This is a genomic window from Jhaorihella thermophila (genome assembly GCF_900108275.1).
GTDB lineage: Bacteria > Pseudomonadota > Alphaproteobacteria > Rhodobacterales > Rhodobacteraceae > Jhaorihella > Jhaorihella thermophila.
The window spans coordinates 1-21,251 of sequence record NZ_FNVD01000006.1 but is presented as its reverse complement, the minus strand read 5'-3'; the positions used below and the strand labels follow the sequence as shown (position 1 = coordinate 21,251).

Annotated in this window: 19 protein-coding genes, 1 tRNA gene and 1 pseudogene; 13 read left to right on the top strand and 8 right to left on the bottom strand. The window is 64.7% G+C overall.

The genetic code is table 11. The features are described 5' to 3' along the window. Positions 1-20 precede the first annotated feature (20 nt). Complete coding sequence (locus C4S70_RS08620; protein ID WP_235003767.1) at positions 21-1,688, top strand: ABC transporter permease; 1,668 nt, start codon at positions 21-23, stop codon at positions 1,686-1,688. A 4-nt stretch (positions 1,689-1,692) separates the two neighbouring features. On the opposite strand, the gene C4S70_RS08615 is transcribed toward C4S70_RS08620, so the two are convergent. From C4S70_RS08615 to C4S70_RS08600, 4 genes are all read right to left on the bottom strand, one after another. Beyond that, a complete protein-coding gene (locus C4S70_RS08615; protein WP_104007716.1) occupies positions 1,693-2,235 on the bottom strand; it encodes a helix-turn-helix domain-containing protein in 543 nt (180 codons plus the stop codon). 131 nt (positions 2,236-2,366) lie between these two features. Then, positions 2,367-3,380 (bottom strand): Fe(3+) ABC transporter substrate-binding protein, encoded by a 1,014-nt coding sequence (locus C4S70_RS08610; RefSeq protein WP_104007715.1) that lies wholly within the window; start codon positions 3,378-3,380, stop codon positions 2,367-2,369. A 195-nt stretch (positions 3,381-3,575) separates the two neighbouring features. After that, positions 3,576-3,701: a type B 50S ribosomal protein L36 gene (ykgO, locus tag C4S70_RS08605; RefSeq protein WP_008562923.1), complete on the bottom strand. Its 126-nt coding sequence runs from the start codon at positions 3,699-3,701 to the stop codon at positions 3,576-3,578. A 76-nt stretch (positions 3,702-3,777) separates the two neighbouring features. After that, positions 3,778-3,852, bottom strand: a tRNA-Val gene (locus C4S70_RS08600). Between the two features lie 148 nt (positions 3,853-4,000). On the opposite strand from C4S70_RS08600, the gene C4S70_RS08595 reads away from it, so the two are divergent. After that, complete coding sequence (locus C4S70_RS08595; protein ID WP_104007714.1) at positions 4,001-4,861, top strand: N-formylglutamate amidohydrolase; 861 nt, start codon at positions 4,001-4,003, stop codon at positions 4,859-4,861. Between the two features lie 6 nt (positions 4,862-4,867). Here the strand turns inward: C4S70_RS08595 and C4S70_RS08590 are convergent, their stop codons facing one another. The 3 genes from C4S70_RS08590 to C4S70_RS08580 form a co-directional block, all read right to left on the bottom strand. Continuing rightward, a complete protein-coding gene (locus C4S70_RS08590; protein WP_104007713.1) occupies positions 4,868-6,121 on the bottom strand; it encodes a DNA polymerase IV in 1,254 nt (417 codons plus the stop codon). Positions 6,122-6,411: 290 nt separating this feature from the next. After that, a complete protein-coding gene (gene pyrF, locus C4S70_RS08585; protein WP_104007712.1) occupies positions 6,412-7,107 on the bottom strand; it encodes an orotidine-5'-phosphate decarboxylase in 696 nt (231 codons plus the stop codon). 72 nt (positions 7,108-7,179) lie between these two features. Next, positions 7,180-7,452: a hypothetical protein gene (locus C4S70_RS08580; protein ID WP_104007711.1), complete on the bottom strand. Its 273-nt coding sequence runs from the start codon at positions 7,450-7,452 to the stop codon at positions 7,180-7,182. Positions 7,453-7,667: 215 nt separating this feature from the next. Between C4S70_RS08580 and clpB the strand changes: the two genes are divergently transcribed. Further along, entirely contained in the window at positions 7,668-10,289 is a 2,622-nt protein-coding gene (gene clpB, locus C4S70_RS08575; protein WP_104007710.1) for an ATP-dependent chaperone ClpB, read from the top strand. Between the two features lie 52 nt (positions 10,290-10,341). Here the strand turns inward: clpB and C4S70_RS08570 are convergent, their stop codons facing one another. Beyond that, positions 10,342-11,049, bottom strand: coding sequence for a Crp/Fnr family transcriptional regulator (locus tag C4S70_RS08570; RefSeq protein WP_104007709.1), 708 nt, complete (start codon positions 11,047-11,049; stop codon positions 10,342-10,344). Positions 11,050-11,453: 404 nt separating this feature from the next. Between C4S70_RS08570 and C4S70_RS08565 the strand changes: the two genes are divergently transcribed. The 10 genes and pseudogenes from C4S70_RS08565 to msrQ all read left to right on the top strand — a co-directional run bounded on the left by C4S70_RS08565 (position 11,454) and on the right by msrQ (position 20,922). Continuing rightward, positions 11,454-12,020, top strand: coding sequence for a ferredoxin-type protein NapF (locus tag C4S70_RS08565; RefSeq protein WP_235003766.1), 567 nt, complete (start codon positions 11,454-11,456; stop codon positions 12,018-12,020). Beyond that, positions 12,014-12,283, top strand: coding sequence for a chaperone NapD (locus C4S70_RS08560; RefSeq protein ID WP_200822745.1), 270 nt, complete (start codon positions 12,014-12,016; stop codon positions 12,281-12,283). Before C4S70_RS08565 ends, C4S70_RS08560 begins: the two co-directional genes overlap by 7 nt. 14 nt (positions 12,284-12,297) lie before the next feature. Next, positions 12,298-14,799 (top strand): annotated as a pseudogene (napA, locus tag C4S70_RS08555) (nitrate reductase catalytic subunit NapA). Between the two features lie 30 nt (positions 14,800-14,829). Further along, positions 14,830-15,651: a ferredoxin-type protein NapG gene (gene napG, locus C4S70_RS08550; RefSeq protein WP_104007708.1), complete on the top strand. Its 822-nt coding sequence runs from the start codon at positions 14,830-14,832 to the stop codon at positions 15,649-15,651. Continuing rightward, complete coding sequence (napH, locus tag C4S70_RS08545; RefSeq protein WP_104007707.1) at positions 15,648-16,571, top strand: quinol dehydrogenase ferredoxin subunit NapH; 924 nt, start codon at positions 15,648-15,650, stop codon at positions 16,569-16,571. The genes napG and napH overlap by 4 nt, the downstream gene beginning before the upstream one ends. A 106-nt stretch (positions 16,572-16,677) precedes the next feature. Next, on the top strand, positions 16,678-17,031 hold the full coding sequence (locus C4S70_RS08540; protein WP_235003765.1) for a nitrate reductase cytochrome c-type subunit: 354 nt from the start codon (positions 16,678-16,680) through the stop codon (positions 17,029-17,031). A 30-nt stretch (positions 17,032-17,061) separates the two neighbouring features. Continuing rightward, entirely contained in the window at positions 17,062-17,703 is a 642-nt protein-coding gene (locus tag C4S70_RS08535) for a NapC/NirT family cytochrome c (protein WP_104007705.1), read from the top strand. Between the two features lie 162 nt (positions 17,704-17,865). Then, the gene (locus C4S70_RS08530; protein WP_104007704.1) at positions 17,866-19,359 is read left to right on the top strand and encodes an FMN-binding glutamate synthase family protein; all 1,494 of its coding nucleotides are present in this window, start codon (positions 17,866-17,868) and stop codon (positions 19,357-19,359) included. 56 nt (positions 19,360-19,415) lie between these two features. Further along, positions 19,416-20,315 carry a protein-methionine-sulfoxide reductase catalytic subunit MsrP gene (gene msrP / locus C4S70_RS08525; protein ID WP_104007703.1) on the top strand — a complete coding sequence of 300 codons (900 nt, stop codon included), beginning with the start codon at positions 19,416-19,418 and terminating at the stop codon, positions 20,313-20,315. A gap of 1 nt (position 20,316) precedes the next feature. Beyond that, on the top strand, positions 20,317-20,922 hold the full coding sequence (msrQ, locus tag C4S70_RS08520; RefSeq protein WP_104007702.1) for a protein-methionine-sulfoxide reductase heme-binding subunit MsrQ: 606 nt from the start codon (positions 20,317-20,319) through the stop codon (positions 20,920-20,922). The last annotated feature ends 329 nt before the right edge of the window (positions 20,923-21,251 follow it).

The following is a 21,251-nucleotide window of genomic DNA, read 5'->3' as shown; positions in this document are numbered from 1 at the left end:
TCGGGTGAGGGTGGTCTCAGGTGACCGATCGGACACAATATGCCGAACATGGCTCGTTCAGCCGCCACGCGGGCGGGACGCGGTTCATGGGGGTGATGGCCTACCTGATTGCAGGGGCCTGCCTGCTGCCGATGGTCGCGGTGGCGATCACGGCGCTGACCGGCGGGACCGAGACCATATCGCACCTGATGCAGACTGTGCTGCCGCGCTATACGCTGACGACATTGGCGCTGGTGGCGATGGTGGCGGCGGGAACCTTCGCACTGGGCGTCGGGGCGGCGTGGCTGGTCACGATGACCCGTTTCCCCGGCGTGCGCCTGTTCGAGATCGCGCTGGTCCTGCCGCTGGCCTTTCCGGCCTATGTGCTGGCCTATGCCTACACCCATCTTCTGGATCACGCTGGTATCGTTCAATCCACTCTGCGGGCGGTCGCCGGATGGGGGCCGCGCGACTACTGGTTCCCCGAGATCCGGTCGCTTCCGGGCGCGGCGGTGATGCTGATCCTGGTTCTTTATCCGTATGTCTATCTGCTGGCCCGAGCGGCCTTCATCCAGCAAAGCGCCACGGCGTTCCTCGCTGCCCGCGCGCTGGGCCGTACCGCGTGGGGTGCGTTCTTTCGGGTCAGCCTGCCAATGGCGCGGCCGGCGATCGCAGCGGGAGTGCTGCTGGCGGTGATGGAAACCATCGCCGATTTCGGCACGGTCGCGTATTTCGGCGTTCAGACCTTCGCCACCGGCATCTACACCGCCTGGTTTTCCATGGCCGACCGGGCGGCTGCCGCGCAGCTTGCCCTGTTTCTGCTGGGCTTTGCCCTGCTGCTGGCGGTGACCGAGCGGATCCAGCGCGGCAAGGCGCGCTATCACGAGGCGGGCAAGCGCCACACAAGGATGCCGCCGGAAGAGCTGAGCGGGATGGCCGCTGCCGCCGCCTTTGTTCTGTGCGCGGTTCCGGTGGCGCTGGGGTTCCTGATCCCCGCGATCGCCCTGTTCAACATGGGGCTGGGATCCGAACAGAACCTGCTGAGCCATCGCTATCTTGGCTTCATCCGAAATTCTCTGATCCTTGCCAGCACGGCGGCGGTCGTGACCGTGGCCGCCGCGATCTGCATCGGCTTCTACCAGCGCCTGCAGCCGGGGCGCCGGTCGGCCATGGCTGCCTATGTGGCCCGGTTGGGCTATGCGGTGCCGGGCGGGGTGATCGCCGTCGGTCTGCTGGTGCCATTCGCCGCCTTCGACAACGCGCTGGATGCTTGGATGCGGCAGACATTCGGGATCTCGACCGGACTGTTGCTCACCGGCTCGATCTGGCTGCTGATCGGCGCCTACATGGTGCGGTTCCTTGCCTCGGCGATCGGTGCCTACGAAGGCGGACAGAGCATGGTGCATGCCAACATGGATGCCGCCGCCCGGTCGCTGGGGCATTCGCCGCTGGCGACGCTCAGGCGCGTGCATCTGCCGATCCTGACACCGAGCCTCCTGACCGCGCTGCTGATCGTGTTCGTGGACGTGATGAAGGAACTGCCCGCCACGCTCATCATGCGGCCGTTCAACTTTGACACGCTGGCGGTGCAGGCCTATCGGCTGGCCTCGGACGAACGGCTGGAAGGCGCGGCCGTGCCGTCGCTGGTGATCGTCGCGGTCGGGCTGGTGCCGGTGATCCTGATCTGCCGACAGGTCGGTCGGCGCTGATCGGTCACACGCGCAGCACCAGAAAGCGTGCGCCTCGGTTTGGGCCGGTTTCGAACTCGGCGGGCGCGGAGGGGTGAAAGCGCAGGCAGTCCCCCGCGGTCAGATCGTGTTGCCCCCCTTCGAGAAGAACTGTCAGGGCGCCATCCAGCAACACAAGGTGATGTTCGCGCCCCGGCGCTGTCACCGCGGCGTCGGTCGCGCTCCGGCCCGAGGGCAGATGGCATTCCACGACATCCGCGCTGAGCCCGCCGTTCATTGGCGAGACGATACGCACGGCAAAGCCGGTGCGCGGGTCTTCGGCCTCTTTCTGGTCGGCGTAGGGTACAAGCGGGCCGAAATCGTCCTCGGCCATGGCCAGCAGGCGCGAGGCCGACAGCCCAAACGCATGCCCCAGCGCGGAGAGTGCCTCGACCGTCGGACTCACCTGCCCGTTCTCCAGGCGCGACAATGTCGCCCGGCTGAGGCTGCTGGCTGCCGCCAGACGATCAAGGGTCCAGCCCCGGTCCTGGCGGAGATTTTTCAGAACGCGCGCGAGCTGATGGGGCATGCAGGTGTATGTCCAAAACTGAGAAAGTGTTTCAAAAATGAAAGTATAGGATCAGCAACAACAAATCACGCCGAAAATGAAAAAGGGGCGCGGAAAATCCGCGCCCCGAACTGCCCGACGGCCTTTCCGCCTTACTTCCAGCCGACTTCGTTGAAAATCTTCTGTGCCAGTGGGATGTTCTTGGCGACTTCGGCGAGGTTGATCTCGTCCGCCTTGAAGCTGCCCAGTTTTTCCACCGACGGGGCGAGCTTGACGCCCTTCACGGCAGGATATTCGTCATTTCCGGCCGAGAAATATTCCTGGGCCTTTTCGCTGGCCAGATATTCGAGGAACTTCACCGCGGCGTCCTTGTGTGGCGCATGGGCCGCCACCCCGCCGCCGCTGAGGTTGACATGCGCGCCATAGCTGTCCTGGTTGGGCCAGACCCAGCCGATCATGTCCACATGATCGGTCACGCCCTTGACGTTCTTGCGCAGCGCGCGGGCAAAATAATAGGTGTTCGCCACCGAGATTTCGCATTCGCCGGACACGATCCCGCGCAGCTGGTCGGTGTCGCCTCCTTGCGGCGGACGGGCCATGTTGGCCACCACGCCGGCAGCCCATTCGCGGGCGAAGTCCTCGCCTTCATGGGCGATGATCGACGCCAGCAGCGTCTGGTTGTAAGTGTTGGTGGACGACCGGATGCAGATCAGTCCCTTGTATTTCGGATCGGCCAGGTCGGCATAGGTCTGCGGCGGCTCGGCCACATCCTTCTTGTCGTAGAAGATGATCCGCGCCCGCTGCGAGAATCCGAACCACTGGTTGTCGGTGTCCTGCAGGTTGGCGGGGATCTTCTGCTCCAGCACGTCGCTTTCGACCGGCTGCAGCAGCCCCATGTCCTTGGCCCGCGCCAGCCGCGACGTGTCCACCGTCAGCAGCACGTCCGCCGGCGAGTTGCGCCCCTCGGCCTTCATCCGCGCCAGCAGCTCGTCGGCCTTGCCTTCGATCCGGTTGATGCGGATGCCCGTCATCTCTTCGAAATTGGTATAGAGCCGTTCATCCGTGTCGTAGTGACGCGAAGAGTAGAGGTTGAGTTCCTGGGCTCCTGCCGGATGGGCAGCAAAGCCGGTCAGAACCGCGGCAGCCGTGAGGAGAAGTTTGCGCATCTGTCCCGTCCTTTCCGAGAATCAATTCCTGACTGAATTGATCGGATACCAAATGTTTCTGCGAATGCAACCCATTTCTGACTGAATTTATAAGAAATGGTCTCGACAGGAAACGGCATGCGCACAAAAAAACCGCGCCGGAAGGCGCGGTTCTTTTTCTGATGCGGTTCTTTTTCTGATCCGGTGTCGCCGGCGTCAGCCCTGGCGGGCCTTGAAGCGGCGCTGCGTCTTGTTGATGACGTAGACGCGGCCTTTGCGACGCACGACCCGGCAGTCACGGTGCCGGTTCTTCAGCGAGCGGAGCGAGTTCTTGACCTTCATGGTCTGTCTCCTGTTCCTGTGGCGCGGGCCAGCGCCGGGTTGGCGGGTGGTCCGGCGAACCGGGACCGTGTGTTCATGGTGGGCGGTACTGGGATCGAACCAGTGACCCCTACGATGTCAACGTAGTGCTCTACCGCTGAGCTAACCGCCCATGAAGACCTTTGCAGACGTGGCGCCCCAAACGAATGGGGCGCGGATGACCGCGCCGGGTGCGCGCTCTATAAAAGGAGTCGGCAGGGTGATCAAGGGCTTTTGGCAGATTGTCTTTCCGGTCTATGTTCGGGCCGAAAGGGGAAAGAATGCCCAAGGCTGCGTATCACATTTTCCGACCCGAGCAGAGACTGTCCGCAGTGGTGTTCGCCTCGCCCCACAGCGGCCACGACTACCCGGAGGATTTCCTGAACCGGACGGTTCTGGATTGCCGCGAGATTCGGTCGTCCGAAGATGCCTTTGTAGACGTTCTGTTCGATTCGGCGCCCGAAGCGGGCGCGCCGCTGCTGGCGGCGGGTGCGCCGCGATGTTTCGTCGATTTCAACCGCGCGGCGGACGAGCTGGACCCGGCGCTTATCGAAGGCGTCAGCCGTTTCGGGCGCAACCCGCGCGTGGCATCGGGGCTGGGGGTGATTCCCCGTGTCGTTGCCAATGGCCGGCCGATCTACCGGGGCAAGCTGCCTCTGGCCGAGGCGCAGCGGCGGATTTCCCGCTATTGGATGCCGTATCACGACGCCTTGAAGGGGCTTTTGCGCGAGACGCACGAGCTGTTCGGGCAGGCGGTGCTGATCGATTGCCATTCCATGCCGCACGAGGCGATGGATGCCGTGAGCCGCAGTTTCATCCGCCGCCCCGAAGTCGTTCTGGGCGACAGGTTCGGGGCTGCGGCCAGTCCCCACATCGTGGACCGGGTCGAGGCCGCATTTGTCGCCCAGGGGTTCACGGTCGTGCGCAATTCGCCCTTTGCCGGCGCGTATGTGGCCCAGGCCTACGGGCGACCGGCGCGAAACCAGCACGTGATTCAGGTGGAGATCGACCGGTCGCTCTACATGGACGAGCGAACCGTGACGCCAAGGCCGGATTTCGATCAGTTCCACGCGCTGATGCGGCGCGTGATTCGCGACCTCGTCCAGATCGGCGCCGAACGGCAGCCGCTGGCCGCCGAATAGCGACCGTCAGCGCAGTGCCCGTCCCTTGATGATTGCGTTCGGGCCGAATTTGCGTCTGATTTCGTCGGCGGTTCGCTCGGCCCTGGCCCGGCGGGCGGCATCCGGGTCAAGCAGATCGCCGGAAATGTCCGCCTGTGCCTCGGGGTAAAGCTCGGACAGCCCCACGCCCAGCAACCGGAACGGTGCGCGATCGGCGACCTGCGCGAACAGGGCGCGGGCGGTGCGATAGATCCGGTCCGCGATCTGAGTCGCATCGCGAAGCGCCACGCGCCGCGTCAGAAGGGCGTGATCGGCGCGCTTCAGCTTCAGCGTCACGACACGGCCTGCAAGGCGCTTGGCCTTGGCCCGATCCGCCACCTTTTCGGACATGCGCCAGAGGTGGCCGTCCAGGATGTCCGGGTCCGCGATGTCTTCGGCAAAGGTCGTTTCGTTGGAGATCGACTTGACCGGCGCATTGGCCGAAACCGCCCGTCGGTCCTGGCCCCGTGCCAGATGCCACAGCCGGTCGCCCATGCTGCCAAAGCGTTCATGCAGCGCCGATCGGTCCCAGCGCAGCAGATCGGAAATGGTGCGGATCCCGGCGCGGTCGAGTGCGGCCTGTGCAGACGGGCCGACGCCCCAGATCAGGCTGACCGGCTTGTCCTTCAGGAAATCGGCGGTCTCGGCGCGGCCGATGACGGAAAACCCTCGCGGCTTGTCGAGATCCGAGGCGACCTTGGCCAGAAACTTGTTGTGCGACAGCCCGATCGAGCCCGTCACGCCCAGCTCGTCCTTCATTCGCCGGACCAGCCGCGCCAGCATGACCGCCGGTGGCGCTCCGTGCAGGCGCCGGGTGCCGGAAAGGTCCATGAACGCCTCGTCCAGCGACAATGGCTCGACGGCCGGCGTCAGCTCTTCCATCATCGCGCGTATTTTGCGCGACACCTCGGCATATGCGTCCATCCGGGGTCGCAGGACCACCGCATCCGGGCACAGCCGAAGCGCTTGGAACATGGGCATGGCAGAGCGCACGCCCCGGATACGCGCGATGTAGCAAGCGGTCGAAACCACGCCGCGTTTGCCGCCGCCGATGATCACTGGCTTGTCCGCCAGTTCCGGGTTGTCGCGTTTTTCGACCGAGGCGTAGAAGGCATCGCAGTCCATATGGGCGATGGTCAGATCGAACAGCTCCGGGTGCGACACCACGCGGGGGCTGCCGCAGTTCGGACAGCGGCGGTTGTCTTGCAGTTCGGACAGGCAGTCGCGGCACAAGGCGGGCATGAATCGGCCTAGCGAGTCAGGAAATCCGTTCAAGGCCAGTTTAGCGAGCCGGAGATCGACCGGCATCCCGAAACCGTATTCAACGACCGGGCAAAGAGTCCCCCCGTCTGAACGTCAGCCGGGGGGAGGTAACGAACCACAGGAAGAGAAGGTCCGTCGGGGAGTGTCTCACATTCAGACTCCCTCAGTCCGAGCGACGTTTGAAGAGCGAACCTTGCCCGGGCGGGAAACAGCCATCGAGATTGTGCCTTTTCGGGCACAGGGCGTGTCGGCCGAGGAACAGGGCGGGTTCAGGCCGCGCTCAGTTCCTGAAGGATGGCTTGGGCGGCGGCCTTGGGATCGGCGGCCTGCCAGACCGGACGGCCGACCACGATGTGATCGGCGCCGTCGCGGATCGCCTGCGCCGGGGTGGCCACACGTTTCTGATCGCCCAGCGCGGCGCCGGCGGGACGCACGCCGGGGGTCACGATCAAACGGCCTTCGGCCTCGGGCAGGGCGCGGATCATCGCGGCCTCCTGCGGCGAGGCGATGACGCCATCGGCGCCGGCCAGGAATGCCCGTCCGGCGCGTTCCTGCACGAGGTCGCTGATCTCGCCGGGCTTGATCAGGGCCTCGTCCAGATCGTTGCGGTCCAGCGAGGTCAGGATGGTGACGGCGAGAATCTTCAGCCCCTTGCCTTCCGCCCCTTCCCTTGCCGCGCGCACCACATGCGGGTCGCCATGCACGGTCAGGAAGTCAAGGCCGAACTGGGCCAGCCCGCGCACCGCCGCCTCGATCGTGGCGCCGATGTCAAAGAGCTTCATGTCCAGAAAGATCCGCTTGCCGTGTTCATGCTTGAGCTCGTTGGCCAGCGCCAGCCCGCCGCCCGTCAGCATACCAAGACCGATCTTGTAGAACCCGACCGCATCGCCCAGCGTATCGGTCAGTTCAAGGGCCTTGATGGCATTGGGAACGTCGAGGGCGACAATCAGGCGGTCATCGGTCACGGCGCGATCCTGCTTGGCTGGAGTCGCGCCTGTCTAGAACCGGTCCCGGCCCGAGGCAAGCCCCGCCGTGGGTCAGGCGAGCTCCGGCGGCAGGCGGTCCCTCAGCGGCTCGGCGAATTCGAGGGTGGCCTGGCCGGTCCGGAATTCCGGCATGCGCAGAAGCTGCCGCATGGCATCGCCCAGAAGCGCCCGGGTGCGTGCGGCAGGGTTTTCGGCTTCCGGCAGGTCGGTCTGACAGAACAGGCTGACCACGCGGTCCTTGAGCGTCAGGCACACGTTCGCCACATGGCGGGCGCGGTCCTTGTTGTAGTGGTAATGGGTGATCTCGATGTCTGTCACCAGCATGTTCGCCTCCTGCTTCGACGACAGGCTGGCATCGAAAAGTAACCAAATTGCGGCCGGCCTGCGGCAATTTCGGCCGGAGCGCAGTTTTTCTCGATTCCTTGGTTCACGAAGTCTTGAAGGCCGAAGGGCCATACCCAAATTGAATGGCGAGGCCCGGAACGGGGGCATGCCGCCAAGCGGGTGCCGGAATATCGGGCGCTTGAAAGGAGAGAACCATGGATTTCAACAAGTTCACGGACCGCGCACGCGGATTTCTGCAGGCCGCGCAGACGATCGCGATGCGCGAGGGGCACCAGCAACTCAAACCCGAACACATTCTCAAGGCGCTGATGGATGACGATCAGGGGCTGGCCAGCAACCTGATCGCCCGCGCGGGCGGGGCGCCGGAGCGCGTCGTCGAGGCGCTCGAGGCCATGATCGCCAAGCTGCCCAAGGTCAGCGGCGACACCGGCGGTCAGGTCTACATGGACAGCGCTACCGGCCGTGTGCTGGACGAGGCCGAGAAGATCGCGACCAAGGCCGGGGACAGTTTCGTTCCGGTCGAGCGGATCCTGATGGCTCTGGCGATGGTCAAGTCCGGCGCGAAGGAGGCGCTGGAGGCCGGCGCGGTGACCGCGCAGAAGCTGAACGCGGCGATCAACGACATCCGCAAGGGCCGCACCGCCGACAGCGCCAGCGCCGAGGAAGGCTATGACGCGCTGAAGAAATACACCATCGACCTGACCGAACGCGCCCGCGAGGGCAAGATCGACCCGATCATCGGCCGCGACCAGGAAATCCGGCGCACCATGCAGGTGCTGAGCCGCCGGACCAAGAACAACCCGGTGTTGATCGGCGAACCGGGCGTCGGCAAGACTGCGATCGTCGAGGGCCTCGCGCTGCGGATCGTCAACGGAGACGTGCCGGAATCGCTCCGCGACAAGAAGCTGCTGGCGCTTGACATGGGTGCGCTGATCGCCGGTGCGAAATATCGCGGCGAGTTCGAGGAGCGGCTCAAGGCGATCCTGAAGGAGATCGAGGCTGCCGCCGGCGAGATCGTCCTGTTCATCGACGAGATGCACCTGCTGGTGGGCGCCGGCAAGACCGACGGCGCGATGGACGCGGCGAACCTGATCAAGCCCGCGCTTGCCCGTGGCGAGCTGCACTGCGTCGGCGCGACCACGCTGGACGAATACCGCAAGTATGTGGAGAAGGACGCGGCGCTTGCCCGCCGGTTCCAGCCGGTGTTCGTGGATGAGCCGACGGTCGAGGACACGATCAGCATCCTGCGCGGCATCAAGGAGAAATACGAGCTGCACCACGGCGTGAAGATCTCCGACTCGGCGCTGGTTGCGGCGGCGACCCTGTCGCATCGCTACATCACCGACCGGTTCCTGCCGGACAAGGCGATCGACCTGATGGACGAGGCCGCCAGCCGTCTGCGGATGCAGGTGGACAGCAAGCCCGAGGAACTGGACGAGCTGGACCGTCAGATCCTGCAGCTGCAGATCGAGGCCGAGGCGCTGCGCAAGGAAACCGACGAGGCGTCCAAGCAGCGGCTTGAAAAGCTCGAAAAGGAACTGTCCGAGCTGCAGCAGAAGAGCGCCGAGCTGACCGCCAAGTGGCAGGCCGAGCGTGACAAGCTGGCCGCGACCCGCGACATCAAGGAGCAACTCGACCGGGCGCGGGCCGAGCTCGAGATCGCCAAGCGCGAGGGCAACCTGCAACGCGCGGGTGAGCTGAGCTATGGCGTGATCCCCGAGCTCGAGCGCAAGCTGGCCGAGGCCGAAGAGCGCGAGGCCCAGGGCCTGATGGTCGAAGAGGCGGTCCGTCCCGAGCACATCGCCCAGGTGATCGAACGCTGGACCGGCATCCCGACCTCCAAGATGCTGGAGGGCGAACGCGAGAAGCTGCTCAAGATGGAAGAAGAGCTGCACAAGCGCGTGGTCGGTCAGGATCAGGCGATCCGCGCCGTCGCCAACGCCGTGCGCCGGGCGCGCGCGGGGCTCAACGATGAAGGCCGTCCGCTGGGGTCGTTCCTGTTCCTCGGCCCCACCGGCGTCGGCAAGACCGAACTGACCAAGGCCGTGGCCGAGTATCTGTTCGACGACGAGGATGCCATGGTTCGGATCGACATGTCCGAGTTCATGGAGAAACACTCGGTCGCGCGGCTGATCGGTGCGCCTCCGGGCTATGTCGGCTACGAGGAAGGCGGCGTGCTGACCGAAGCGGTCCGGCGCAGGCCCTACCAGGTGGTTCTGTTCGACGAGGTCGAAAAGGCGCATCCGGACGTGTTCAACGTGCTGTTGCAGGTGCTTGACGACGGTGTGCTGACCGACGGGCAGGGCCACAAGGTGGACTTCAAGCAGACGCTGATCATCCTGACGTCGAACCTCGGTTCTCAGGCGCTGAGCCAGTTGCCCGAAGGTGCCGACGCCAGCGATGCCAAGCGCGAGGTGATGGAGGCCGTGCGCAGCCACTTCCGGCCCGAGTTCCTGAACCGGCTGGACGAGATCATCATCTTTGACCGGCTGACCCGCGATCAGATGGGTGCGATCGTCGATATCCAGCTGGGCCGTCTGCGCCAGCGTCTGGAACGGCGCAACATCGCGCTGGAGCTGGACGACGCCGCGCTGCAATGGCTCGCCGACAAGGGCTACGACCCGGTCTATGGCGCGCGCCCGCTCAAGCGGGTGATCCAGACCGCGTTGCAGAACCCGCTGGCGGAAAAACTGCTGGCCGGCGAGATCATGGATGGCGACACCGTTCTGGTGACGGTCAGCGCCGATGGTCTGGAAATCCGGACGAAACGCGATGCCGATACCGGCGCCGAGCCCGAAGAGGTCGCGGCGCAGTAATCGCCCATCGCCCGTGGCAAATGAAGTGGCCCGCCGTTCTGGCGGGCCATTTTCATGCCTGGGCACCGCCTCCGGTGCGGCTGAGCGCCTCGAGCCGCGCCGGATCACGCACGCTGATATGTCGGTGGCGGCTTTCGACGATCCGGGCTTTCTCCCATGCCGCCAGCAGTCGGCTGACCGAGTGCAGAGTGCCGCCAGTCATTTCCGAGATGATCTTGCGGGTGATGGGAAAGGCGATTTCGACGCCGCTGTCGGTCTGCCGGCCGCTTTGCCGGCTGAGCCGCAACAGCGCCGAGGCCACGCGTTGTTCGACCTGCTGCGTGGCCAGTTCCATGACGCGGCTGTTGATCTCTTCGAAACGCTGTCCGACGGTGCGGTGCACCTCGGCCGAAAAGCCCGGATACCGGGCCTCGAATGCGTCCCACAGCGAGGCCGGCCACCACAGCATCACGCAATCCGCAGCCGCGACCGCGCTGGCGGGGTAGGTGTCGCGCCCCAAGGCGCGGGCGATGCCGAAAAGTTGCCCGGGCGGGATGTGAAGTTGCACCACGCGGTCACCTTCGGCGGTCAGGCGTTCGACGCGGATGTAGCCATCCAGCAGCAGAAAGAATCGCGCGGCCTCGTCGCCTTGGGTGAACACGTCGTGTCCCCGCTCGGTTCGCAATGGCTGAGCGTGATCCAGGATTTCCCGAATCTGGCGCCGGTCAAGCCGTCGAAAGGGCGCCAGAGGTGCGAGAAGGCTTTCGTCGAGGCTCTTCAAAAAATCCCGACAAAGTTTGTTCCGCCGCAAACTTGCCCATCCTCGATACAGCTATTGCAACGGCAGGACAACAGACTCGCCGGGCGGCGCCGAGGTCTCGGCGGCGCCGATGCCAACCATTCACGGAGCGCGACAGGTGACGACATCGCCATGGCATGACGCGGGACGTTCTCGGGGTGCGGCGCATGGTGTCAGATGCAGGGCGGGCGGCTCCGATCGCTTGCCTCGGGCGTGTGCAGAGGTAGGGCGCGCGCGTGGATGTGGTCGCGGAATCAATGCCGTATCTTGGGTGGGCGTTGCGCCAGGACGTCCGGGTTTCGAAAAAACATTCGAAAAAACAAATGCTTAAAAAGATGCCTCGGATCCGGTGATTTTCTTCAGAACCATGATCCAGATTAAATCGAATGCGTCGATTTGCCACTGTCAAGCCCGGACTGGCGGCCGAAGGCCCCAGCTTGAGACAGGAGACCGGCATTGACGACGCAAAGCTCCAGACGAGCCTTTTTGCGCGGCGCCTTCAACGAGGCGCCTGTTCCGCGCCCCTTTGGCGCGGCGGCCGATTTGCCGACCGCTGCACCAAATGCAGCGATTGTCTCGACGCCTGCACCGAGGCCGTCCTGCGCGCCGACCGCGACGGCTACCCCGTCTTCGACCCCGGCCTGGGGGGGTGCACCTTCTGCGGGGCGTGCATTGAAGCCTGTCACAGCGGCGCTCTTGCCGAAGGGGCTGCGTGGCGTTGGCGGGCTTCGGCAGGGGCGACCTGCCTGTCGATGAACGGCGTCCAGTGCAGGGCCTGCCAGGATCACTGCGACGCGCGGGCAATCCGGTTCCGGTTGATGCCCGGCGGCCGGTCGCAACCGCAATTCGACGCCGAGGCCTGCACCGGATGCGGCGAATGCGTCGTGCCCTGCCCGGTCGGCGCGATTCGTCTGGCCGAACCGAAACAGCAACAGGAGGCGCTGGCATGCTGAACATCTGCGGATGCCTCGTGCACACCGTTCCGGCCCGGATGGCCGAGGTCGTCGAGGCCATCAATGCCACGGACGGCGCCGAGGTCCACGCCCAGGAGGACGGCCGCATCGTCGTCACGGTCGAGGACACTGACGGCCGGCTGGCCTCCGAGATCATCATGGACCTGCACCAGATCCCCGGCGTCATCACCGTGACGCTGACCTATCACCATTTCGAGGAGCTGGACGAAACGCCCGAGCCCCTCGCCGAACCGACACTCTGAACGGGAGACCACCCATGACCCTGTCCACGTCCCGCCGATCTTTCCTGAAGGCCACCGCAGCCGCCGCGACGGCCTCGGCCGCCGGCATCACCCTGCCCAACGGCGCCAACGCGCAGCTTTCCGCCCCCGACATCCGCTAGGACAAGGCGCCCTGCCGGTTCTGCGGCACAGGCTGTTCTGTTCTGGTCGGGGTCAAGGACGGCCGCGTGGTCGCCACCCAGGGCGACCCGGACGCGCCCGTGAACCGCGGCCTGAACTGCATCAAGGGCTATTTCCTGTCCAAGATCATGTATGGCAAGGACCGCCTGACCACGCCGCTTCTGCGCAAGACCAACGGCGTCTATGACAAGAACGGCGAATTCGAGCCGGTGAGCTGGGATGAAGCCTTCGACATCATGGCGCAGAAGTGGAAGGAAACTCTCAGGAAGAAGGGTCCGACCGCGATCGGCATGTTCGGATCCGGCCAGTGGACGGTCTGGGAAGGCTATGCCGCCGCCAAGCTGATGAAGGCGGGCTTCCGGTCCAACAACATCGACCCCAACGCGCGGCACTGCATGGCCTCGGCCGTGGCCGCGTTCATCCGCGCCTTCGGCATCGACGAACCGATGGGCTGTTATGACGACCTCGAGCACGCCGACACCTTCGTGCTGTGGGGGTCGAACATGGCCGAGATGCACCCGATCCTGTGGTCGCGTCTGACCGACACCCGCCTGACCAAGCCGGGCTGTGAGGTGCATGTCCTGTCCACCTTCGAACATCGCTGCTTCGAGTTGGCCGACAATGCCATGGTGTTCACGCCGCAGACCGACCTGGCGATCCTGAACTACATCGCCAACTCCATCATCCAGTCGGGCGCGGTAAACGAGGAGTTCGTCAAGAACCACGTCAACATCACCAAGACCGCAACTGACATCGGTTACGGTCTGCGCCCCAACGACCCGCGCGAACAGAACGCCGCAAACCCGGCACATTCGGGCAAGCATGGCAAGCTGACCAAGATCAGCTTCGAGGAATATGCCGAGGCTATCAGCGAATACACGCTGGAAAAGGTGTCGGAAATGTCCGGCGTGCCGGCGGCCAAGCTGGAGCGGCTGGCCAAGCAGTATGCCGACCCGAACCGCAAGGTGATGAGCCTGTGGACCATGGGCTTCAATCAGCACACCCGCGGATCCTGGGTGAACGGGCTGCTCTACAACGTGCACCTGCTGACCGGCAAGATCGCCGAGCCCGGCAACTCGCCGTTCTCGCTGACCGGACAGCCCTCTGCCTGCGGCACCGCGCGTGAGGTTGGCACCTTTGCCCACCGCCTGCCCGCCGACATGGTGGTGATGAAGGAAGCGCACCGCGACATCTGCGAACAGAAATGGGGCCTGCCCAAGGGCACCATCCCGGCCAAGCCGGGCTTCCACGCGGTGCTGCAGAACCGCAAGCTGAAGGATGGCGAGCTGAACTGCTACTGGGTGCAGTGCACCAACAACGTGCAGGCCGCGCCGAACCTCAATGAGGAAACCTGGCCCGGGTATCGCAACCCCGACAACTTCATCGTCGTGTCCGATCCCTATCCGACAGTGACCGCCATGGCGGCCGACCTGATTCTGCCCACGGCGATGTGGGTCGAAAAGGAAGGCGCCTATGGCAACGCCGAGCGCCGCACCCAGTTCTGGCGCCAGCAGGTCAAGGCGCCGGGTCAGGCCCGGTCGGATGTCTGGCAGGTGATGGAGTTCTCCAAGCGGTTCACCACCGACGAGGTCTGGCCCGAGGAGCTGCTGAGCCAGAAGCCCGAGCTGCGCGGCAAGACGCTGTTCGAGGTGCTCTTTGCCAACGGCAAGGTGAACAAGTATCCGCTGAACGAACTGCCCGAGGGCTTTGACAACGACGAAAGCCACCATTTCGGGTTCTACGTCCAGAAGGGGCTGTTCGAAGAATATGCCGAATTCGGGCGCGGCAAGGCGCATGACCTGGCCCCCTTCGATGTCTATCACCAGACCCGCGGTCTGCGCTGGCCCGTGGTGGACGGCAAGGAGACGCTTTATCGCTTCCGCGAGGGCTATGACCCCTATGTCAAGCCGGGCGAGGGCGTGAAGTTCTACGGCAAACCCGACGGCCGCGCGAACATCATCTTTGCCCCCTACGAGCCGCCTGCGGAGAGCCCCGACGAGGAATACGACCTCTGGCTGGTCACCGGCCGGGTGCTCGAGCACTGGCATTCGGGCTCGATGACGCGGCGGGTGCCGGAACTGCACCGGTCCTTCCCCGCGGCCGTGGTCTACATGCACCCCGAGGACGCCAAGGACCGCGGTCTGAAGCGCGGTCAGCAGATCGTGATCTCGACCCGTCGCGGCGAGGTGCCGAGCCGGGTCGAAACCCGCGGCCGGAACAAACCGCCGCGCGGGGTGGTGTTCTTCCCGTGGTTCGACGAAGGCCAGCTGACCAACAAGCTGACGCTGGACGCGACCTGTCCGATCTCGAAGGAGACGGACTTCAAGAAATGCGCCTGCAAGGTCGAACGCGCCTGATCTGAACTCTGAGGGACGAAAGAGAAACCCATGTCCGCCGCGAAACGCATAAACTCGCCGATCGACCGGCGCCGTTTCCTGAAGGATTCGGCGCGCGGCTTGGCGGGCTGCGCGGTGGCGGGCATGGGGCTGGCCTGGCTGATCTCGGACGCCCGCGCCCTGCCGGCCGAGGCGCTGCGCCCGCCGGGGGCCCTGCCCGAGGACGACTTTCTGGCTGCCTGCATCCGCTGCGGTCTGTGCGTGCGGGATTGTCCCTATGACACGCTGAAACTGGCCGAACTGGGCGAGGACGGGCCGGCCACGGGCACCCCGTTCTTCACCGCGCGCGACGTGCCCTGCGAGATGTGCGACGACATCCCCTGCGTCGCTGCATGCCCGACCGGGGCGCTGGACAAGGGCCTGACGAATATCGACGACGCCCGCATGGGCACCGCCGTTCTGGTGGACGAGGAACACTGCCTGAACGCGCTGGGCCTGCGCTGCGACGTTTGCTATCGCGTCTGCCCTGTGATCGACGAGGCGATCACGCTGGAGCTTCAGCACAACCCCCGCTCGGGCCATCACGCGATCTTCATGCCGACGGTTCACGCCGACGCCTGCACCGGCTGCGGCAAGTGCGAAAAGTCCTGCGTGCTGCCCGAGGCCGCGATCAAGGTGCTGCCCGCCCGGCTGGCCCGCGCCGAAGCGGCGGAACACTACCGGTTGGGCTGGGAAGAGAAGGAAAAGGCCGGCGGTCCGCTGGTCGAGGGGATCACCGACCTGCCCGACCGTCTACCGGGGCCGGGCACCGACAATCTGGAAACGCCGGGCGGCTTCGAGCCGGCTTTCAAAGTGCCGGGAGCGCGCCCATGAACGACAAGGCCCGTCTTCCCGTCGGACAGGAAGCCGTCGAGAAATTCGGCTGGCTTCGTGCGCATCGGTTCCTGATCCTGCGGCGGCTGTCGCAGCTGTTCTTTCTCTCGCTTTTCCTGCTGGGGCCGTGGTTTGGCATCTGGTGGGTCAAGGGCAATCTCAGCGGCTCGCTGACCTTTGGCATCCTGCCGCTGACCGATCCCTTCATCACGGTTCAGTCGATGGTCGCCGGACACTGGCCGGAACTGACCGCGCTGATCGGTGCGGTCATCGTCGCGGTGGCCTATGCTCTGATCGGTGGGCGGGTCTATTGCAGCTGGGTCTGCCCCATCAACCCGGTGACCGACGCAGCCCACTGGGCGCACGAGAAACTGGGGATGCAGAAGGGCTGGCAGCCCAAGCGCGGCACCCGGCTCTGGGTGCTGGCGATGGTGCTGGCGGTCAGCGCCCTGACCGGCACGATCGCGTGGGAGTTCGTGAACCCTATTTCCATGCTGCATCGTGGCCTGATCTTCGGCATGGGTTTTGCCTGGACCTTTGTCGTCGCGGTGTTCCTGTTCGATGTGTTCCTGTCTCGCCGCGGCTGGTGCGGGCACCTGTGCCCCGTGGGCGCCTTCTATGGCTTGCTGGGCGCGAAATCCCTGTTGCGGGTCAGTGCCGCCAACCGCGCCGCCTGCGACGACTGCATGGACTGTTTCGCCGTCTGCCCCGAGATGCACGTCATCACCCCCGCCCTGCGCGGGAAAGACGGCGACACGCCCATCATCCTTTCGCACGACTGCACCAATTGCGGTCGCTGCATCGACGTCTGCGCCATGGACGTCTTCGCCTTTACCCATCGGTTCGACGCCACGCCGGCACCCGCCCGTGACGATCGGGCCAGATCGAAACCTACGCCCGGTGCCAGCCGCGCCGCCTGAGCAAGCAACGGAGTAAGCTCATGAAAAAACCACTCTCATAAGCACCCTGACGGCCTCTGCCCTGCTGGCCGCCGGTTTCGCCTTTGCCCAGTCCGCCAATTCGCCGGTGCGCGCCCTGCGGATCGCGCCGATCGACAGCGAAGGTACCGTTCCGGAAATCTATCACCAGGACGAAAAACGGTTTTCGCGCAGCTACCGGCAGCAGCCGCCGCTGATCCCGCACAGCATCGCGCGCTATCAGATCGACCTGCGCACAAACCAGTGCCTGACCTGCCATGACTGGACCGTGGCCGGCGAACGCGGCGCACCGACCCTGTCCATGACCCACTACATGGACCGCGAAGGCCGCCAGCTGGACCGGGTCGCCGGAACCCGCTGGTTCTGCAACCAGTGTCACGTGCCCCAGGCGGACGCACCCGAACTGGTCGAAAACACCTTTGAATCGACCGCCAGAAACTGATGCAGGCCACAGACCGCGAGGACAGGAAAAATGTCGGACAACATGAACAAGGGTGATCGCCCGGGCCCGATCCGGCGCACCTGGAGCTTTCTCACCAGACCGGCGGTGGCGATCGCGGCGGGAACCCTGCTGATCGTGGGTTTCGTGGTCGGCGTGCTGTTCTGGGGCGGCTTCAACTGGGCGCTGGAGATGACGAACCGCGAATCCTTCTGCATCTCGTGTCACGAGATGGAGGAAAACGTCTATGCCGAATATCAAGGCAGCGTGCACCAGAACAACGGGTCCGGCGTGCGCGCCACCTGCCCCGACTGCCACGTTCCCAAGGACTGGGGGCCCAAGGTGATCCGCAAGATCCAGGCGTCCAAGGAACTGTGGGGCCACTTCGTCACGCGGTCGATCTGGACGCCCGAGAAGTTCGAAGAGCACCGCGTTACCATGGCCAAGCGCGAGTGGAAGCGGATGAAGAAGACCGACAGCAAGGAGTGCCGCAACTGCCACAGCTTCGAGTTCATGGACTTTACGGCCCAGGAAAACCGCGCGGCCAAGAGCCACGAGCAGGCCATGGACGAGGGCAAGACCTGCATCGACTGCCACCAGGGCATCGCACACAGGCTGCCCAAGAACTATCTTGACGCCTACAAGGAAGTCGTGGCCGAGGTCGAGGGCAAGTAAGCTCTGTGCAACGTCAGGCGCGGGCTGGGACCACCCGGTCCGGGCCCGTTCGATTCCGCGGTCGCTCCGGACCGCGGTTCCGCAACCTGTGACTTGCCTTGCCGGCCGGGCGGGAACACTGTGGCACGGAACATCTTTCCAAACGCGAGGGCCGGGAAAATCATGGGATCTGCGTTCAGCATCGTTGAGTTTCTGGCCTTTCTGTTCATTTTCGCCGCCGGTCTGGCCGCGCTGGCGGTGGCCGTCCTGTTCGTCATCGACCGATCCCAGAAGGCGGACGCGATCCGGCGCAACTATCCGGTGATCGGCCGGTTCAGGCACCTATTCACGCAACTCGGCGAATTCTTTCGCCAGTATTTCTTTGCCATGGATCGCGAAGAGCTGCCCTTCAACCGCGCGCAGAGGGACTGGGTCAATCGCGCCTCCGATGGGCGCGGCAACACGGTTGCCTTTGGTTCCACCCGCAGTCTGGCCGTTCCGGGGACGTCGATCTTCGTCAATGACCCGTTCCCGCCGCTGCACGATCAGTTCTCCATTGCCGAACCGCTGCTGATCGGGCCGGAGGCGCGCGAACCCTATCTGGCACCGTCCTTCTTCAACATCTCGGGCATGAGCTATGGCGCGCTGTCGAAACCGGCGGTGGATGCGCTCAGCCACGGGGCGAAAGAGGCGGGGATCTGGCTGAACACGGGCGAGGGCGGGCTCAGCCCCTGCCATCTTGCCGGAGGGTGCGATATCGTTTTCCAGATCGGCACCGCCAAATACGGGGTCCGGGATGCCGAGGGCGGCCTGGACGATGACAAGCTGCGCGAGGTGGGCGCGCATGAACAGGTCCGGATGTTCGAGATCAAGCTGGCTCAGGGCGCCAAGCCGGGCAAGGGCGGCATCCTGCCCGGCGCCAAGGTGACCGAAGAGATCGCCCGCATCCGGGGGATCCAGCCCGGTCGGGACAGCCTGTCGCCCAACCGCCACCGAGAGGTGGACAGTTTCGACGACCTTCTGGATCTGGTCTGCCACGTCCGCGAAGTCACGGGAAAGCCAGTGGGAATCAAGACGGTTGCGGGGTCCGAAGAGGCGTTTCGCGAGTTTTTCGAACTCATCAAGGCGCGCGGAGCTGCCTGTGCGCCGGATTTCATCACGCTGGATGGTGGTGAAGGTGGGACCGGTGCCGCGCCCATGCCGCTGATCGACCTTGTGGGCATGTCGATCCGCGAGGCTCTGCCGATGGTGGCGGACCTGCGCGACGAACACGGGCTGAAGGGCCGGATTCGCCTGATCGCCAGCGGCAAGCTGATCAATCCCGGCGATGTGGCCTGGGCGTTGGCGGCCGGGGCGGATTTCGCGACATCCGCGCGCGGGTTCATGTTTGCGCTGGGCTGCATCCAGGCGCTGAAATGCAACCGCAACACCTGTCCCACCGGCATCACCACCCATGATCCGGCCCTGCAAAAGGGGCTGGTGGCCGAGGCAAAGTATCGGCGTGTCGCCAACTATGCGCGCGGTCTCATCAGCGAGGTCGAAACGATAGCGCATTCGGTCGGCGTGGCCGAACCGCGCCTGCTGCGGCGACGTCATGTGCGGATTGTCCAGCCCGACGGGCGTTCGGTTCCGATGGACAAGCTTGTCCCAGGCTACAGGCCGGTCGCTGAAACGTGACTCGTCCGTGTCGCTTTCTCTCGTATATCCAGAGATGACAAACTGCAGGAGACAGCATGGCCCATCGCTGGAGGAACGATCTGACCCATGAAGACGTCACCCCCCGAACCGCTTGGCTGAACCGGCGGCAGATCATTGGCGGGCTTGCGGGTGCGGGGCTGGCGGCGATGGTCGGGCCGGGGCGGGCCGAGACGCTGGAGCCCAACAGCTGGGAAGAGATTACCAGCTACAACAATTTCTACGAATTCGGAACCGGCAAGTCCGACCCGGCCGAGAATGCGGGCGCTCTGACCACCAGACCCTGGACGGTGCGCATCGACGGCATGGTGGACCGTCCCGGCGATTATGACTTCGACACGATCATGCGGAAGATGACCATGGAGGAACGCATCTATCGCTTTCGCTGCGTCGAGACCTGGTCGATGGTGGTGCCGTGGAACGGGTTCGAACTGGCCGATCTGCTGGATCTGGCCGGGGTGCAGGACGGGGCGCGCTATGTCGCCTTTGAAACCCTGTTCCGGCCCACCGAGATGCCGGGCCAGCGCCTGCCGATCCTCGACTGGCCCTATGTCGAAGGGCTGCGGCTGGACGAAGCCCGCCATCCGCTGACCATCATGGCGACCGGGATCTACGGCAAGCCCCTCCCCAACCAGAACGGCGCGCCGCTGCGGCTGGTGGTACCCTGGAAATACGGGTTCAAGTCGATCAAGTCGGTGGTGCGCATCACGCTGACCGATACGCAGCCACCCACCACCTGGAACACGATCGGCCCGGACGAATACGGCTTCTATGCCAACGTGAACCCGAACGTGGACCACCCGCGCTGGAGCCAGGCGACCGAGCGGCGCATCGGCGGCGGGCTGTTCTCGCGCCGCAAGCCGACGCTGATGTTCAACGGATACGAAGCCGAGGTCGCATCGCTCTACGAGGGCATGGACCTCAAGAAGAACTACTGACGTGGTGGTGGTCTGGATCAACGACCGGCTGCGCCGCATCCCGATCTGGGCGGTATATCTTTGTGGCGGCCTTTATGCGCCCTATCTGTTCTGGCAGGGCGCGACGGGTGGTCTCGGGGTTGAACCGATCCGCGAACTCGAACGCGCGTTGGGTCTGTTTGCATTGAAACTGCTCGTGGCGGGTCTGGCGATTTCGCCCGCGCGGCGGCTGGCGGGGGTGAACCTGCTGCGGTTCCGCCGGGCGGTCGGGCTGCTGGCCTTTGGCTATGTCTGTGTCCACCTTCTGGTCTGGCTGGTGCTGGATGTGCAAAGCCTGCCCCTGATCTGGGCCGATATCGTCAAGCGGCCCTATGTGACAATCGGCATGGCTGCCTTCGTTCTGCTGATCCCGCTCGCGGCGACGTCGAACGATCGCAGCCTGCGGCGGCTCGGCCCGGTGCGCTGGCGGCGGCTGCACCGGCTGGTCTATCCGGCGGTGCTGTTGGCGGGGTTGCATTATGCGACGCTGGTCAAGGGGCTGCCGATTCAACCGATTGCCTGGCTCGCGGCCATCTCCTTCCTGCTCATGCTGCGGCTCAGGCCGTTCGGGCGCCCGAGTCGGGTCTGAGAGGGAGCGATTCACCTGACTCGGTAGGGTTTGGACCCGGATTCTGTGGAAAGTCCTGTGGATAACGCGCCGGAGCGGCGCACGGGCGGTTGCCCTGGCGCAGTTCGTCAGCAACGCCAAGGCGCTCGGGGAATGTTTTCGGCCGTCTAACTAATTGAAATTGCGACATAATTCAAAAAATCTCGAATTTTTTGCGCTGAACGCAAAAAAGGGGCTTGCAGGTGCCGGGGGCAATCCGTAAATACGCGCTCACCGGCGGCGCTGAGGCGCGGTTGGGACGGCCGGCGGGCCTGAGAGGCGAGGGTCTTGAGGGGATCGCGGGTTGGACA